Below are 14,571 nucleotides of genomic sequence, written 5' to 3'. Positions count from 1 at the left end.
TCTCCTCGGGCGAAGTCGGCGAGAGTTCAACGGGCTTGCAGGGCAGGAGGTTCGCGCTGTACGTCCGGGCCACCGCGCGGATCTTGCCTGAAACGCCGGCGGTTCATGGGCCTGTGACTCGAATTTCACTGCCGGATGGCTGCGTTCAGGTGAGCGTGTATGCGTCGTACTCGACCGCGTCGGCGGTTCGCGCGCCCGACGATGCCGATGGTGCGGCCCAGCCACGCGTACCGGTCGTCGATGATGGGGATGATGCGGCGGTTGCCCCACGGCGTTGCGCCGAGGTCGAGGATCGGGTCGAGGGCGACGCGGAACCGGGCAAGCGGTTCGAGTTCGGGGCGCGCCGGGGAACCGGTCATGCGCGGCCTCCCGGGACCCGGTTCGACGCGTGTGCCGAAACACTGTAAGAGGGCCGGGAGTTGAGGACGTCCGGGTCGAATCCTGCGGTGCGTTTGTAGGCGGAGGCGATGTCTTCGCGTTCCTGCGCGGTCAGCACGTGGTCCAGGCCCCTGTCCGCAGTGAAGCCGTCGGGCGCGCGTTCGTGCACGATCCTCATCACGACCTCGGGGCCGAGTCCGCGGTTGGCCTGTTGGATCGCGGTGGTGGCGGGGCGGCGCTGTGCTTCGTAGCCGGCGAGGGCTTCGTCCAGGGGGTGGGTGGCGAGTGCGTGGGCGAGGACGCGGGCGTCGAGGATGGCCTGCGAGGCGCCGTTCGAGCCGATCGGGTACATCGCGTGCGCGGCGTCGCCGAGCAGGGTGACGCGGCCGTGCGTCCACTGCGGCAGCGGATCGCGGTCGACCATGGGGTATTCGAATACGGTTTCGGCGCCGGAGATCACCGCGGGGACGTCCAGCCAGTCGAATCTCCAGTCGCCGAAGTGCCGCAGGATTGCCGCGGGTTCGGCGGGCCGGTTCCAGTCGCCGGGGGCCGGCGGCGGGGTGTCGAGGGGGCGTTCGGCGATCCAGTTGAGCAGGACACGGCCGTCGTCGTCCGGGACGTCGGCGAGGGGGTAGGCGACGAACTTCTCCGTCCCGTCCCCGGCCATGACCATGGTGCGGCCGCCGAGGAAAGCCGGATGCGGGACCCGCGTCGTGCCGCGCCACAGTACGAGGCCGTTCCATGGAGGCGGGCCCTCGGCGGGGAAGAGCCGGCGGCGCACCGCCGAGCGGATGCCGTCCGCACCGACCAACACGTCGCCGTCCACGCGGGTTCCGTCATGCAGGCGGACCCGGACCGCGCCGGGCAGGTCCTCGTAGCCGGCGACGACCGCGCCCGTGCGGACCGCGTCCGCGCCGAGTCGTTCGCGTACCGCGCGCAGGAGCAGCATCTGCAGTGCGCCGCGGTGCACCGAGTACTGCGGCCAGTGGTAGCCGGCCGCGAGGCCGCGAGGCTCGGACCAGATCTCCTGGCCGTGGCGGTTGAAGTACGTCAACCGAGCTGTCGCGACGCCGAGTTCGGCCAGTTCGTCGGCGAGCCCCAGCTCGGTGAGTTCTCGGGTCGCGTGCGGCAGCAGGTTGATGCCCACGCCCAGCGGCCGGATCTCCGGTGCCGCCTCCAGGACGGTCACCCGGTCGATTCCGGCGGCGTGCAGCGACAGCGCTGCGGCCAGTCCGCCGATACCGCCTCCGGCCACCACGACGCGCACGCTGCCTCCTTGCCGGGGCCGACCCGTCCCAGGAGATTGTTATGGCTATAACAATCAGCCAGCATCCTGGGGCCTCGGCCCCGGGTCACGCAAGTGGCCTTGGCAGGATGTGAAAGGCCAGGCACCGGACCGACCCCATGAGGCGACAGGCATGACCAGGGACACCGCGGACGACGCGGCGGCAAACGCGGCCGACGGCACGGACGCGTACGCGGCCGACGATGCAGCCGAGGCCGACGCGGGCGCCGGTCCCGCGCCGGGCGGTCGCCGCCTGCCGGATGTCCGGTACGCGGAACAGGCCAGGGAACGCCTGGCGGTGCTTGCCCCGGCCGCCGACCCGGGCGACTTCGCACTCGGCTACCACCTGCTGCACCTTGCGTACATGCTGGTCACCGATCTGGAATCGCACGTACACCGGCCGCGCGGCTGGACCGTGCCGGGATTCCGCGTGATGTTCAAGCTGTGGGTGCTCGGACCCACGCGGCCCTCCCGACTGGCAGAGTTGTCGGTGATGTCGCGATCGGCGCTCACCAACGCGGTCAACACGCTCGCCCGCGCGGACCTCGTCGAACGCCGCCAGGCCCCCGGCGACCGGCGCGGCGTGGTCATCGCACTGACCGAACGCGGCCGCACCGCGGTCGCCGAGGCGTTCGCCGCCCACGCGGCCCGCGAATCCGCCTGGTTCGCCGACCTGTCCCCCACCGAGCGCGACCAACTCACGGCGCTGCTGGGCCGCTTGGTCGCCACGCGGCCCACGGCGAGCTGACCGGCGGCAGCAATCGCCGCGGCGGAACGGGCCACGTCTCCGCGGGGGCTCCTGCGTCTCGCCGCCGCCTCAGTCCCGCACGTGCGCCAACACCGACCGGACGGCTCGGGCCACCGCGTCGCGCGCTTCAGCCGTGTGGTCTATGCTCTCGAAGCCGTGGTGGGCAGACGGTACGTCGACCACCTCGACGGCGACACCGCGCTCCGTCGCCACCGCGAGGAACCCGTCGACGGTCGCCGCGATCGCGGGGTGCTCCCGGCCCACGCGGGTCACCACGATCGGCAGCCTCTCCGCCGCCCCCAAGGCGTCGACGGGACGGAACCGGGAGTCGGCCAGGCCCCAGTTCGGCAACGGCGCGAGGACCGGGTACGTCGCCGCCACGCAGCGCAGCCACGGCGGGGGCGTCGCAAGCCAGTCCGTCGCCAGCAGGCCGCCCGCGGAGAAGAACCACAGCGCGACGCGTTCCGCGTCGACGCGCGGGTGGGCGCGTACGAGACCGACGGCGTCCGCGACATCGGCGGCGGCGCGGTCGTAATCGGCGAGGTCGTGCAGGCCGTGGTCCAGCGTGACCCCGACCGCCCCGAGGCTCGCCGCGTAGCGGCCGTAGCCGGCGAACGCCGGCCAATCGCGGGGTGTCGGAAGGGCGTTCTCGGGGACCGGGCCGCCGTGGACGAACACGACTGCCGGGCACGGCTTTTCGCTGTCGGGAAGGTAGAGGTCGACGTGCCTCACTCGCTCACGCGGAACTTCGGGTGGATGCATGAGGAACGGCCGCAGATGCGGGGGCTGTTCGTCCGTCGACGCGTCCAGTCGGTGGCCTTCGCCCGCCGCCGCTCTGCGGAGCGCGCCGGCGAGCTCACCCGGCATCGACAGCATCGGCCAGTGCCCGGTGGGAAGTTCGAAGAACGTCACATTCGGGTCGACGAGGGCCTGGAGACGCGGGTCCCCGAGCCGCACGAGTGATTGGACGAGCGCGATGGTCGATCCGTTGGCGGCACAGAGGACTCCGGTGGTGGGGATGCGGGCGGTCGCGCCGGACAAGGCAAGCGGCTGGGTGAGCGTGCGTACCGGTTGCGGGACTGCCAAGCGGCTCATGCGGTCAAGTTGTTCCGCCGAGAGGCCGGCCGTACTACCCCAGCGCTGCCACCCCTCCGGCGCCGGCGGGTCGACCCACTTTTCCTCCGGGGCTCCCACGGCCCGGTCCCGGATCGCCGGGTCGGCCGCCGTCGCGAGCGCGGGCGCCCCCGGCGCGGGCACGTTCGTGTCCAGGCAGACGATCCGGCGGATCCGCTCGGGCCGCCGGTCCGCCGCACCGAACGCCGGGTGGACACCGTAACCGTGCGCGACCAGGACGACATCCTGCGCAGCCACCCGGTCGATCAGGTGCACGACATCCTGGATGTGGGTCTCCAGGTCGGTGGCGGCACCGGCTTCGCCACCGCTCGTGCCGCTCGGCGTCACCGGGTATGCCTCGTCGCCGAACTCCCTTATCCCTTCAGCCACTTCGTCCCACACCCACCCGCCGGTGAAAATGCCCGGGACCAGGATGAACACCGTCATGATCGCCTCCTCGAACAGTCCGCACCCGGGTCCCCCGCTCCGGCTGCCGTCACGCGCCGTACGGTAGGAACTCCCGCTGAGGGAGGTTCAAGCCATGTCGTCCGATGGCCTGTGGAGCATCGGGGAACTCGCCGCGCGCGCGGGGGTGACCGTCAAGACCGTCCGCTTCTACTCGGACGCCGGCCTGTTGCCCGCGGCCGCCCGCAGTTCAGGGGGCCACCGCCGTTACGGACCCGACGCGCTCGACCGGCTCCGCATGATCCGTTCCCTGCGCACGCTCGACCTGCCGGTTCCCGAGGTCGGCCGGGTGCTCGACGACGGGGAAGCGTTGGAGGACGCCGTCGCGGGACGCCTCCGGCACATCGGCGCACAACTGAGCGCGCTGCGCTGGCAGGAGGCTGCGTTGCGGCTCGTCCACGACTGCCCGCCCGAGGAGCGCGCCGACCGGCTGCGATTGATCGGCTCTGTCACCACCCCGCCCGAGACCACCGCACTGGTCCGCTTCTGGCGCCGCTGGCTGCCGCCGCGGCTGCCGGCCCGCGTGGTGTCCACGGTCCTCGACCACGCGGTCCCGCAGCCACCGGACGACCCGACTCCCTCGCAGGTCATGGCTTTCGCCCGGCTGCACGTTTTCGTCTCCCGGCCGTGCTCCCCCACGGCCACCCCCTGCCAACCCGCCGCGCACCGCCGCGAATCCGGCTACCGGCCGGCCGTCCTCTACGACGGCCTCGCCGAGGCTTTCGCCCTCGCCGCGCCGGAGATCTGCGCCGACCGCGCGCCGCACGAGGGCTCGGCGCTCGACTGCTTCGTCGCGGCGTACGCCGCCTCCCGCGGCACCGACGACACCGTCGCATTCCGTCGCAGTCTGAGCCGGGAGCTGGCCTCGGACCCCCGCATCGACCACTACTGGCACCTCACCGCCGAGCTCTCCACCGACGGCCCACCGACGGCCGGGGCGGCACACACCTGGCTCCGCAACGCCTTGGACACGCAGACGACCGGCGTGGCCGGCGCCGGAGCGCCGGCGGTCGGCCCGCCCGCATGACGCCGCGTATCCCGGCGGCTCGCGGGCATACGGGTGCGAAGTTCGCCGCGTCCACCCCGGAGACCCGCTCATGCGTGCAGTGACCTACAGCGCCTACGCCGCCGACAACTCCGCCCTCGTGTACGGCGAGGTGGCCGACCCCAAGCTGGGGCCCGGGCAGGTGATGGTCCGGGTCCTGGCCGCGGGGGTCAATCCGGTGGACTGGAAGGTCATGTCCGGGGGCCTCGACGGCATGATGGACGTCGTCTTCCCCGTGATCCCCGGGTGGGACGTGGCCGGTGTGGTCACCGCGCTGGGTCCGGACACACCGGAGTTCGCGGTCGGTGACGAGGTGATGGCGTACGCGCGCAAGGACACGGTGCACGCCGGCACCTTCGCCGAGTACGTCGCGGTCGCCGCGACCTCCGTCGCCCGCAAGCCGGCCGCCCTGGACTGGGCCCAGGCGGGCGGCCTGCCGCTCGCGGGCCTGACAGCGCTGCGCAGCCTGGACCACCTGGCGGTCGGCGTCCGCGACACCCTCCTCGTGCACGGCGCCGCGGGAGGCGTCGGCAGCATCGCCGTCCAATTGGGCCGCGAACGAGGTGCGCGCGTGATCGGCACCGCTTCGCCGCGCAACCACGAGTACCTGCGCGGGCTCGGCGCCGAGCCTGTGGCGTACGGCGAGGGCGTCATCGACCGCGTTCGCGCCCTCGCCCCCGACGGCGTCTCCGCTGTGGCCGACTTCGTCGGCGGGCAACTCGACACCACACTCGCGGTGTTGGCTCCCGGCGGCCGGCACATCTCCATCGCCGACAACACCGTCGACCGGCAAGGCGGCCACTGGGTGTGGGTTCGCCCCGACGGCGCCCGACTCGCCGCACTCGCGGACCTCGCGGACCGTGGCGCCCTGACCGTGGAAGTCAGCGAGACCTTCCCCTTGGACCGCACGGCCGACGCCCTGACCGCCAGCCGCACCGGCCATACCCGGGGCAAGATCGTCGTCGTTACCTGACAGCGCGCCGGGGTCGCGTCAGCCGCGCAGGTCGACGGTCTCCGGGTTTCCGTGCCGGAACAGCACCGCCTGCAAGTCCAGGTAGCCGGACGGGAATTCGTCCACGGCCTCGGCGAGCACCTCGGCCAGGTACGCGGTGGCGTCCGCGGACAGCGTGGCCGCCCACGAGCCGCGCAGCGACCATGTCAGCCACGCTTCCGCGACTGCCGGCACCGCTCGCTGTCCGGCCGCGTCCAGCAGCACTCCGCCGGGGGTCACGTCGATCAGGAGTTCCTCGATCCGCCCCGGGCTCATGCGCCGCGGGTCGTCGCCGGCGGCGGCAACGTGGGTGGCCCACACCGTGGCCAGGCGACCCGCCCACGCCGGGTCCGCAAGCCCGGCGGCTTCGGGCGAAGCGACGAAGTCCCGGACCAGAGCGTCGACTTCGTGCTCGGAATCGGCCGGAACCTCGGCCTCCCCCGCCGGCAGCGCCGCGACTCGCGCGCGCACGAACGCCCGTGTCGCCGCGAAGTCCTCGCCGAGTTCCTCGGCAAGGTCGGGGTCGTCGCCGCCGACCGCGTCGGTGAAGGCGAACGCGCGCTCCATCCGCGCGCGGGCCACCGTCGCGTCGACCGGCGCGAGGGACGTGAACGGCTCCTGGGCGCACTGTTCTTCGAGGGCGGCCAACACGGACGCCACGTCGTCGACCACGAACGCGTCCTTGGCGATGCCTCCGAGCGTATGGTCGATCAGCACGAACGCCGCGTGCGGTACGGCGTCGCGGATGAACGTGCACAGCAGGGACTCCTGGTCGCCGAAGTCGTCGGCGTACCTGAAGCACTCGCCCACGTCGACACCGGTGCCGGCCGCCCACGCGGGGGCCGGGACCCCGGACGCGGTGAGCTTTTCGGCCGCGTCGGCCGCCCCTTCGACGCCGAGCGCCGCGAGGGCGTGGCACAAGAGGTTGGCCTCGGGGGTGGCGGCCTTCTCCACGAGCGGCAGTACCTCGGCGATGATCTCGCCGGCGGCGGCGTCGTCGACGCCCTGGAGCCAGAACGCCCCGAGGAAGTCGGAGCACCACAGCTCGGCCTGGAGCGGATCAACGTCGTCGAGCAGCGGCGTGGCATCGGCGAGCACATCATCGAGCGGAAGCGGGGAGTTCATGCGCACACTCTCTCAGGAATTCCGGCGCGGCTTCGCCCGGTCCCGGCAACCCGCGAAACTCCCGAGCCGCACCCGTGATCGGTCCGGCCACGCGCCCGCGATAAATCATTGGAAAAGGCAATTATCGGGCTCGCCGGATCTGGTGCTGCTGCCCGTGGCCCTGGAGCCCGCCGGTGTGGCGTTGGACGCCTCCTCCCCATGCACGCCTGGTCCGGTGCCCCACCGCCGAGGGACGGTACACCGAAGTCTCCGAGGTCGTCACGGCAGCCGGCGTTGGCTCCGGTGTCGGCAATGACGTGAGTGACGGCCGCCCGGATGGCGGTCCGGGCGGCCGTCGGGTCCTACCGGTCGCTCCCCCGGCGTTTGCCTGCCGAGACCGCATCCGGTCCCGGTCGATGTGCAGTCGGGGGCTTCCGCACTACTTCACGTCGTTCATGCTCTTGCCCACGTCCGCGAGCGTCGCCGGTTTGGCGTAGGCGCCGCCGCTCACCTCGAAGGCCGGTGCGTCGCAGCGGTAGGAGCCCGTGTCCGGCTTGAAGTCGGCCGGCTTCCAGCCCTCGGGGGTCGCCTGCTGCGGGTTGAAGCACTTCAGCGGGCCGGGGGACGACAGGTCGACCGGCGCCTGCAGGCCGCCGCCGTTCCACGCCTTCTCCGAACGCGCGGCCTCGTACACGCACTTGCGCGTCAGCTCGTCACCGCAACTGCCCGCCGCCTTCGCGAACAACAGCCAGGCCGAGAACGCGCGCAGACTCGCGAAGTTCACCTCGGCCCCCGGCTTGTACTTCGCGTACAAGTCGATGACGCGCTGCACCGCCGGGTTGGTGGCCGCACTCTCCAAAGGCGCGAAGCCCGACAGGTCGACGACGTTGTTCTGGTACGACGCGGACCTCCCCAGGAGTTCGATGAACGCGGGGTTGTAGGCGTTGCTGTTCGCGTCGATCCAGTCGAGCTTGTAGTTCATGTTCGTCAGGACCTGCTCCAAGGCCGCCAGGTGGCGATACTCGCCGTAGAACTGGAGGCCCTTGATGCCCCGGTCCTTGATCTTCTGGGCGTACGGCGTCCAGTCCGACACCCCCGCGATCGGGTAGAGGTCGTCGTAGGCGATCGTCCCGCCGCGGGCCACGACGCCCTGCCGGGTCCGCTCGCCGAGGACACGGGTGATGGGCGAGTCGCCGTTGAGCAGGCCGACCTTGCCCTTCGAGTCCGGATACGCCTGGAACAGCCACTGGTAGTAGCCCTGGTACGGGTCGTACTTGCCGTTCTCACCGCCCACCGAGACCTGTAGGTCCGATCCGATGTTCTCGGGCTGGACGACCTGGCCGGGGAAGGCCGGCAGCAGGCATGACAGCCGGTCGTTCACACCCATGGCGTCCAGTGCGGCGCGGCCTCCGACGATCGCGAAGTCCTCGCGGCAGGCTTCCGCCATCCGCGCCCGGACCTGCATCATCTGCGTGTCGCGCATATGCACGGTGATCTTGCGGCCGTTGATGCCGCCGACATCGTTGCACCATTTCGAGAACACGTCTGCGGCGTCGTCGAATTCGGGCACCTTGGTGAACCCGATGTCGGTGAACGTCGAGACCTTGATCTCCGTCGCGGTCACGCCCTGGGTGGGCGACAACGTCGACGTACCGCCTTGGCAAACGTTCTTGAGTTCGCCGAAGTCTCCTGAGACCGGGGCGGGTTGCGCGGTTGGCGTTTCTTCCGAGCTGCTCTCGTCGCCGCGGTCACTGCATCCCACGGCTAGCAGGGCGACCGCCGCGAGGGCGGCAAAAATGGGTCTCGGTTTCACGGGACTTCCTCCTCGGGTGTTGTCCCTGACCACGTTTGAACCGAGTAGCAACGTCCTCTCGCAGGGGGGAAGTTAGCTTTCTCTCAGAGGAGAAACAACCTCTCGCGGGTAACGAATGCACACTTGTGCAGTTGTGCGCATCCGTGCACTATGTCGGCGTGCGGCTCGAACCTGCGCGGCAATACCGCGCCCGAGACCGAAGAGTTCGGCGGTCGCGTTCCGCCCTGCTCGCGGCGGCGTTGCGCCTGGTGTCCGAGCGCGGTACGACGGCCGTCCCCGCGGCGGATCTCGCCGACGCGGCGGATGTCAGCCGCCGGCTGATCTATCTGCAGTTCGCCGACCGCGAGTCACTCCTCGTCGAGGCCGCCGCCGACCTGATCAGGCGCGACCTCCTGCCCCGCGTCGACGAGGGCGACGACAGCCCCGCGCGCGTCCTCGCCATGACGCGGCACTTCGCCGAACACCGCTCCTTCTACCGGGCGATGCTGACCGGGTCCTGCTCCTTCGCCATGACCAGGACGCTCAGGGACGTCTTCCGCTCCGTCGACGAGAACGCCCTCCGCGAGCATTTCGGCGACCACGACACGGACACAATCGAGGACCTGACGACCTTCGTCGCCGCAGGCATCGCCGCAATCGTCGGCAACTGGCTCATCGAAGGCGAAGACCCTCTCGTCCCCGAGGAGTTGGCCGACCGCATCCTCCACCTCAGCGTGGTCTTCGCAGGCAGCCGACGCATTCCGGGCTCCCCGACCAGAGCCCGCACACCAGCCGACCAACCACACCCCGCCACCACCCCACCGCCGGACACGTCCCCATCGGCAGCCGAACCGTCCGCGCACCGCTCGGAATAGGCAAGCCCGACCGAAGACCGGGGCGAGCACACCGAATCGGCAACCCCGGTCCACCGCGCCCCGCACGGCACCCGCCCGCGCCAGGCCGCTCCGGGCCGCTCCGAAAAGGGCCGTCGCCACGGCTGCGCCCCATGCGCTTCGTCCACGAGGGCGCCGCGCGTAGGCCCTTCGATCGTGACCGGCAACAGCGTTCCGCTCGGGACTCGACCCCAGGCCCGCAGCGCCCGGTCAGTCTGTGACGTACCAGTTGTTGCCGATGTATTCGACGGTCGCGCTGTCGCCCATTGCTTCTTCGGACAGCGGCGAGGTGGACTTGACCGCCGAGAGCGGGATCACGACCTTGGTGGGCCCCTGCACGACGACGCGTTGCGGATCCACCGTCGCGGTCCGCATCGCCTGCTGCTGGGAGTCGGGGATCATCCGGAACGTAATGGGGAACGTCGACCTGCAGGGCCCGAAGCCGTCGTCTTCCGCCTTCTCGGCTGCGGGACCGGCGACTTCGCAGATCGTGTCGAGGTCCTCGCGGCCGACGGCGTGCAGGAACTGCTCGTACCTCTGGATCGCGCCCTCCTTCGACTTGGGCGCGGGGCCGGGCACCGCCGACGAGGCGGGTGCGGACGTCGGCGACGCGGTCGCCGACGCGGAACTCGCCGACGTCTTCGGCGACGGGGATGCGGATGCCGTCGGCGATTGCGTCACGAATGCGGACGAGGTCGGGGAAGTCGCGGCCGACGGCGTATCCGACGTCGGTGACGACGTCTTGGCCGACCCGTCGTCCTCACCACACGCGGTCAACACAAGGACGCAGGCAACGGCCACGCCAACCAGTGCACGCACCAGGCACTCCCATCGCAGTCCGAACCGCCGATGCTACCCCTCATCTCGGACTTCCCTTGATGAACCGCATGTTTGGGTCAAACCGCCGCGCCACGTGCGGACTTCTGCCGAATGTCGGTCTGACGTCGGTCGAAGGCGATGTCACGCGACTCGCGGCGTCGGGCCCCGGGGGCAAGGTTGCAAGCGGTCCGCCCGAGTGGACTTCCTCGCCGCAAGTCCCCGTCTCCGCCGAGCGATGCGCCGCGCTGCCTGTCGTCGACATCGTTTCCCCGCAGAACGGCTGCCCCCGCGCGGAGCTCCGTCCGGAACGCGGCGCGGGGGTCCCGTGGCGTACGGAGGGCTCAGACGCTGGTGTAGGCGCGGGCCAAGGCGACGCTCTGGAACATTTCGGGGGCGGCGCATTCCTCGATGGGGACGCCGGCTGCGGCGAGGGCCTGGGCCTTGAAGGCTCGGGCGGCGACCGTCGGGCGGTAGGCCACCATGCGCCGGGTGCCTTCGGTGTCCGCGGGCTGGTGTGCGTCCCACAGGCGGGCGTCGGCCATGCCTTCGTCGACGGCCGCGAGCAGCCGGGTGCGGACCCGCTCGTCGGTTTCGTACAGCCTGGAGGCGACGGCGACGGCATCGGTACGCGCGCCTCGGCTGGGGGTGGCCAGCGCGGATTCCAGGTCGATGGCGGTGGCCCCGAGTATCTGGAGCGGCCTGTCGTCGCCCGGTTCCGCGGTCAGGACCATCACGTCCCAACCTGCGATCACCTGGTCGAACAGCCAGCCTCCCGCGAACCGTACGACCTCGACCACGCTCGGCGCCGCGACGGCCAGCCGATACCGCAAGCGGAGGCGGGCGTTGACGCCGCCCGCCGCATCAACTGTCCGGAGTCCCGGAACGTCCCGCACCGCGTGCTCGAAGGTTCGAGAGGCCATGCTGTCTCCATCTCACCGAAAGGCGACATTCGCCGCTGCCTGGTCCGCCCCGCAGGCTTGGTGCCTTGTGCGCACATGGTCTCGTCGCTTGTCCCGTCGAACGCCCTCGCACCGCATCCGAAAGTCGTGTCGGCCCGGCCCCGATTCGCCGGCACGCCCGGACGTCTGCCGAGTGTGATGCCATCCGCGACACGCCATCGCGGCACGACTGTCGGTAATTGCGGCTCTGTTCCGCGCCGCCTCGCGGAGCGCGGCCGTGAGCGCCCCTGACCCGGGACACCGCCCCTCCAGACCAACCTACCGAAGATAAATTAGGTTGGTTTCGGCCCTGTCACAAGGTTCGTACGGATCTCATTTCCTGCTGATCGCAGGTGCGACGCGGCGCGGCGGGACGCAAAGCCGGAAAACGCGAAGGTTCCGCGCGTGCCCGGTCGGCTCAGGACACGGCTGGTGGCGGTCGGGCTTCGCAGAGTGATCGTCCTGCGGCCCGCTGGTCTGCGCTTTCTTTGGTTTCGCACGGTCGGCGGGGGCGGCGAAGCAGGCCGCAGGCCGCCGACGAAGCCTGCGGCGGGCCCGCGCGGGCGATTGCCGGGGCGAAAGATCTTCCGCATGACGGAGGTCGCGGTCAAACTAATCCGCGTTCAGGGCTCCAGAAGCTTCGCTCGACATGAGAACATCATTCTCCCATCCGTAGGGGAGATTCTCTTTTATGGGGTAAGTGCGTTCCATCTCTTGAAACGTCCTTCCGTTACCGCGCAGTAAGGTTCACGTATGCCACCAAAGACGAATCCGGCTGCGAGCACGCCGAGCGAGGAACCGGCTTGGAAACAGCGGGCGGTCGAGCGGTCGACCAAGACCGCGAGGCTTCGGGCCGAGCAGCGCGTGGAGCGGTTTCTCGACGCGGCACAGGCGCTCATCGCCGAACGCGGGACGACCGACTTCACCGTGCAGGAGGTTGTCGACCGCTCACACCAGTCTTTGCGGAGCTTCTACCAACACTTCAACGGCAAACACGAACTGCTGCTCGCGCTCTTCGAGGACGCGATGCGACGGTCCGCCGACCAGATCCGCGCCGCCGCCGCCGACCAGGCGACCCCCCTGGACAGCCTCAAGGTGGCCGTCGAGCTGTTGTTCGAGCTGTGCCGCCCCGATCCCACCGTCGACCGCCCGCTCTTCTCCGACTTCGCCCCGCAACTGCTGATCTCCCACCCCGTCGAGGTGCGAAGCGCGTACGTGCCGATGCTGACGCTGTATACCGAACTGATGAACGATGCCGCGGAGGCAGGCCAGGTGCGGCTGAATCTGAAGCCGCGCCGCGCCGCCGCGCTCACCATGCAGACTGCGGTGTTCCTCGCCCGGGCCAGCGGCACCAATGAGGTCGACGCCGTCCATCCCGTCAGTGCCGATGAGATCTGGGAGTTCTGCGCGCGCGGGTTCGCCCGCGCCTGACGCCGGCCGCCACACGGCGGCGGAAAACCGCCCCCTCTCGTCCCGACAGCCCGAACACCCCGGCCCGGCCGCGTCTCTTGCAGGAACGCGGAAGACCGGGGTGTTCGCATTGCGCGGCCCGAAGGCGGCGGGCTCAGCGCCGGACCGGCGGCGCCGTCAGCAGTTCCCACCACGGGTCGAGCTGCGGCACATCGGCGCTGTCGACGCGGTCGCCCGGCCGCGGCACGACCAGGCGCGTGCCGATGGCCTTGGCCTCGCGCCGCAGCCGGTCCACCGGTTCGCCCCACGGGTGCGGCGCCAGGTTGAACGTCGCCCAGTGCACCGGGAGAAGAAGGTCCCCGCCCAGGTCGACGTGCGCGGCGACGGCCTCCTCCGGGTTCATGTGGATGTCCGGCCAGCTCGGGCTGTACGCGCCGATCGGCATGAGCGTGAGGTCGAACGGCCCGTGCGCGGCGCCGATTCCGGCGAACCCGTCGAAGTAGCCCGAGTCGCCCGCATAGAACACCCGCCGCTCGGCGCCCGCGACCACCCACGAGCCCCACAGCGTGTCGTTGCGGCGCAGCGTGCGCCCCGAGAAGTGGCGGGCCGCGGTCGCGGTGAACGTGAGCCCCGCGACGACCGCCTCTTCCTCCCAGTCGAGTTCGATGATGCGGTCCCGCGGCACCTGCCAGCGCTCAAGGTGGGCGCCGATGCCGAGGGGGACGAGGAAGGGCGCGTCCTGCGAGGCGTTGAGGGCGCGGATGGTCGCGAGATCGAGGTGGTCGTAGTGGTCGTGAGAGATCACCACCGCGTCGAGCGCGGGAAGTCCGCCCAGCGGCACGGGAGTCGGGTGCAGGCGCCGGGGCCCCACGAGCTGGGTGGGTGACACCCGCGTGCTCCACACCGGGTCGAACAGGACGCGGCGGCCTTCGAGTTCGACGAGTGTCGTGGCGTGGCCGTACCAGATCGCGCTCACACCGGTACGGGACGGCGGGACGACCGGGGCGGCCACCAACGGCACTTCGCCGGTGGGCCGGCGCTGCTCGCGGTCGCGCAGCATCTGTGCGAGAACCTGCGGCACGTCGTCGGGAACCGCCGTACCGGACGGCACCGGGTTGTGGAAGGCACCGTCCCGAAAGCGCGGTGAGCGCAGCATGCGCGCGAGGCGTTCCCCGGACGCCTTGCCGCCCAGTTCGGCGGGGATGTCCCGGAGCGCCCAACCCGCGGCGGCCAGCGCGATTCCGCCCGCGGTCAGCCGGCGCAGTGCTTTTCCTGCCATGGGCACATTCTCCTCGTGTCGCCTGGGCGCCGGACGTGTCGGTGTCCGGTCGGGTCCGTCACGTGTTGCGTGGGTGCGGTCGTACGGCGCGGGCCCCGGCGCGCACGTGTCCGTACTCGCGGGGGCCCGCAGTGCCCGCGAGCGAACGTGTCCGGCGTCGCGCGTTCCGGCTCGGAAGATGCTCGACAGGTGCTCGGCGGGTGCTCGAAGGAGCGTCCGACGGAGCACCCGGATCCACAACGGAACGATACGGCGGTTTGTCGTGCGCGTCCCCGGCGGACGGGTCGGCGGCCCGCCGGGAACCCGCCTTC

Annotated in this window: 13 protein-coding genes; 5 read left to right on the top strand and 8 right to left on the bottom strand. The window is 70.9% G+C overall.

Features of this window, described 5'->3' with window-relative positions:
- Positions 1 to 125 precede the first annotated feature (125 nt).
- Positions 126 to 359: a hypothetical protein gene (locus ACRX5W_RS29705; RefSeq protein WP_436791457.1), complete on the bottom strand. Its 234-nt coding sequence runs from the start codon at positions 357 to 359 to the stop codon at positions 126 to 128.
- Positions 356 to 1,645, bottom strand: a complete 1,290-nt coding sequence (locus tag ACRX5W_RS29700) for a flavin-dependent oxidoreductase (RefSeq protein WP_436791456.1) — start codon at positions 1,643 to 1,645, stop codon at positions 356 to 358. Before ACRX5W_RS29700 ends, ACRX5W_RS29705 begins: the two co-directional genes overlap by 4 nt.
- 151 nt (positions 1,646 to 1,796) lie before the next feature.
- Between ACRX5W_RS29700 and ACRX5W_RS29695 the strand changes: the two genes are divergently transcribed.
- The gene (locus ACRX5W_RS29695) at positions 1,797 to 2,411 is read left to right on the top strand and encodes a MarR family winged helix-turn-helix transcriptional regulator (protein ID WP_436791455.1); all 615 of its coding nucleotides are present in this window, start codon (positions 1,797 to 1,799) and stop codon (positions 2,409 to 2,411) included.
- 69 nt (positions 2,412 to 2,480) lie between these two features.
- On the opposite strand, the gene ACRX5W_RS29690 is transcribed toward ACRX5W_RS29695, so the two are convergent.
- The gene (locus tag ACRX5W_RS29690; protein ID WP_436791454.1) at positions 2,481 to 3,971 is read right to left on the bottom strand and encodes an alpha/beta hydrolase; all 1,491 of its coding nucleotides are present in this window, start codon (positions 3,969 to 3,971) and stop codon (positions 2,481 to 2,483) included.
- Positions 3,972 to 4,065: 94 nt separating this feature from the next.
- Between ACRX5W_RS29690 and ACRX5W_RS29685 the strand changes: the two genes are divergently transcribed.
- Positions 4,066 to 5,016 carry a MerR family transcriptional regulator gene (locus ACRX5W_RS29685; protein ID WP_436791453.1) on the top strand — a complete coding sequence of 317 codons (951 nt, stop codon included), beginning with the start codon at positions 4,066 to 4,068 and terminating at the stop codon, positions 5,014 to 5,016.
- A gap of 70 nt (positions 5,017 to 5,086) precedes the next feature.
- Entirely contained in the window at positions 5,087 to 6,007 is a 921-nt protein-coding gene (locus ACRX5W_RS29680; protein ID WP_436791452.1) for an NADP-dependent oxidoreductase, read from the top strand.
- An 18-nt stretch (positions 6,008 to 6,025) separates the two neighbouring features.
- Here ACRX5W_RS29680 and ACRX5W_RS29675 read toward each other — a convergent pair whose 3' ends face one another.
- Both ACRX5W_RS29675 and ACRX5W_RS29670 read right to left on the bottom strand, forming a co-directional pair.
- On the bottom strand, positions 6,026 to 7,150 hold the full coding sequence (locus tag ACRX5W_RS29675; RefSeq protein WP_436791451.1) for a hypothetical protein: 1,125 nt from the start codon (positions 7,148 to 7,150) through the stop codon (positions 6,026 to 6,028).
- Positions 7,151 to 7,568: 418 nt separating this feature from the next.
- Positions 7,569 to 8,942: an ABC transporter substrate-binding protein gene (locus ACRX5W_RS29670; protein ID WP_436791450.1), complete on the bottom strand. Its 1,374-nt coding sequence runs from the start codon at positions 8,940 to 8,942 to the stop codon at positions 7,569 to 7,571.
- A gap of 158 nt (positions 8,943 to 9,100) precedes the next feature.
- On the opposite strand from ACRX5W_RS29670, the gene ACRX5W_RS29665 reads away from it, so the two are divergent.
- Positions 9,101 to 9,796 carry a TetR-like C-terminal domain-containing protein gene (locus ACRX5W_RS29665; RefSeq protein ID WP_436791449.1) on the top strand — a complete coding sequence of 232 codons (696 nt, stop codon included), beginning with the start codon at positions 9,101 to 9,103 and terminating at the stop codon, positions 9,794 to 9,796.
- Between the two features lie 228 nt (positions 9,797 to 10,024).
- On the opposite strand, the gene ACRX5W_RS29660 is transcribed toward ACRX5W_RS29665, so the two are convergent.
- Together ACRX5W_RS29660 and ACRX5W_RS29655 are read right to left on the bottom strand one after the other, a co-directional pair.
- Positions 10,025 to 10,633 carry a hypothetical protein gene (locus ACRX5W_RS29660; protein ID WP_436791448.1) on the bottom strand — a complete coding sequence of 203 codons (609 nt, stop codon included), beginning with the start codon at positions 10,631 to 10,633 and terminating at the stop codon, positions 10,025 to 10,027.
- Positions 10,634 to 10,974: 341 nt separating this feature from the next.
- Positions 10,975 to 11,553, bottom strand: coding sequence for a hypothetical protein (locus ACRX5W_RS29655; protein WP_436791447.1), 579 nt, complete (start codon positions 11,551 to 11,553; stop codon positions 10,975 to 10,977).
- Between the two features lie 771 nt (positions 11,554 to 12,324).
- Between ACRX5W_RS29655 and ACRX5W_RS29650 the strand changes: the two genes are divergently transcribed.
- The gene (locus tag ACRX5W_RS29650; protein ID WP_436791446.1) at positions 12,325 to 13,002 is read left to right on the top strand and encodes a TetR/AcrR family transcriptional regulator; all 678 of its coding nucleotides are present in this window, start codon (positions 12,325 to 12,327) and stop codon (positions 13,000 to 13,002) included.
- Between the two features lie 133 nt (positions 13,003 to 13,135).
- Here ACRX5W_RS29650 and ACRX5W_RS29645 read toward each other — a convergent pair whose 3' ends face one another.
- A complete protein-coding gene (locus tag ACRX5W_RS29645) occupies positions 13,136 to 14,260 on the bottom strand; it encodes an MBL fold metallo-hydrolase (protein WP_436791445.1) in 1,125 nt (374 codons plus the stop codon).
- Positions 14,261 to 14,571 lie beyond the last annotated feature (311 nt).

Origin of the sequence: Yinghuangia sp. YIM S10712 (genome assembly GCF_051388935.1) — a bacterium.
Lineage (GTDB): Bacteria > Actinomycetota > Actinomycetes > Streptomycetales > Streptomycetaceae > Yinghuangia.
Note: the sequence above shows the minus strand (reverse complement) of the source record. Positions and strands in the feature narration are given on the sequence as shown.